Source organism: Burkholderia sp. Se-20378 (genome assembly GCF_017104665.1).
GTDB lineage: Bacteria > Pseudomonadota > Gammaproteobacteria > Burkholderiales > Burkholderiaceae > Burkholderia > Burkholderia lata.
The window spans coordinates 1-1229 of the sequence record NZ_JAAGPG010001025.1 but is presented as its reverse complement, the minus strand read 5'-3'; the positions used below and the strand labels follow the sequence as shown (position 1 = coordinate 1229).

At 70.5% G+C, this 1229-nt stretch carries 1 protein-coding gene and 1 pseudogene; both read left to right on the top strand.

All coding sequences use genetic code 11. The features are described 5' to 3' along the window. A pseudogene (locus G3N93_RS39865) lies at positions 1–379 on the top strand (exodeoxyribonuclease V subunit gamma); the annotation flags it as partial. Beyond that, on the top strand, positions 376–1229 hold an 854-nt coding region (locus G3N93_RS39860; protein WP_206135505.1), incomplete at its 3' end, for a UvrD-helicase domain-containing protein. The pseudogene G3N93_RS39865 and the gene G3N93_RS39860, both read left to right, overlap by 4 nt.

The following is a 1229-nucleotide window of genomic DNA, read 5'->3' as shown; positions in this document are numbered from 1 at the left end:
CGCGTGGCTCGCGCATCTCGTCTACTGCGCGGTGGATCCTGGCGGCCCGCGTCGCACGCTGTGGTTCGGCAGCGGCGGTGCATTCGAGCTGACGCCCGTCGCGGCGCCGCTCGAGCAGCTCGCACCGCTGGCCGCGCTGTTTCGCGCGGGGCGGCGCATGCCGCTGCGGTTTTTCCCGCGCAGCGCGTGGGCGAGGGTGTCCGACGGCGAAGCCAAGGCCGCGAGCGTCTGGATCAACGAGCGGGTCGTGAGCGAGGCCGACGATCCGGCCATCGCGATCGCGTGGCGCGGTGCGCATGCATCGCTCGACGAGCCGTTCGGCACACTCGCGCGGCTCGTGTTCGATCCGCTGGTCGAGCATCTGAAGGAGGTCGCATGAGTGCCGTGTCGCAGCCGCAGCAGGCGCTCGAACTCGACGTGTTCGCATGCCCGCTCGACGGCGTCAACCAGATCGAGGCGTCGGCCGGTACCGGCAAGACCTGGAACATCTGCGCGCTGTATGTGCGCCTGCTGCTGGAGAAGGATCTCGGTGCGGACGAAATCCTCGTCGTGACCTTCACGAAGGCGGCGACCGCCGAACTCCACGAGCGGATTCGCGGCCGGCTCGCGCAGCTTGCGCATGCGCTCGATACGGGTGACGACGGCGGCGATCCGTTCATCGAGCGCCTGCTCGAAACCACGCTCGGCGAAGACGGCGCGCTCGATCCCGAGACGGCCGCGAAGCGGATCCGGCGTGCGCTGCGCGCATTCGACCAGGCCGCGATCCATACGATCCACGCGTTCTGCCAGCGTGCGCTGCAGGAAGCGCCGTTCGCGGCGGCGATGCCGTTCGCGTTCGACATGGAGGCCGACGACGCGTCGCTGCGCTTCGAACTGGCGGCGGATTTCTGGCGCACGCGCGTCGAACCGGCGGCCGCGCGCTGGCCGGGCTTTGCGACCTGGCTCGTCGAATCGGGCGCCGGCCCGGCTGCGCTCGATGCGCAGCTTGCGCGTCGGCTGAAGAAACCGCTCGCTGCGCTGCGGTGGGACGGTGTGACCGAGCCGGACGAATCGGCCGAGGCGGCCGCGGCCGAGTGCTTCGCCGAGGCCGAGCGGACGTGGGCAGCCGAGCGCGAAGCGATCGATGCGTTGCTGCGCACCGCGCAGCCCGCGCTCAACCAGCGCTCGCACAAACCCGAAGCGGTTGCCGATGCGCTGGCCGCATGGACCGCGCATTTCGCGCAAGGCGA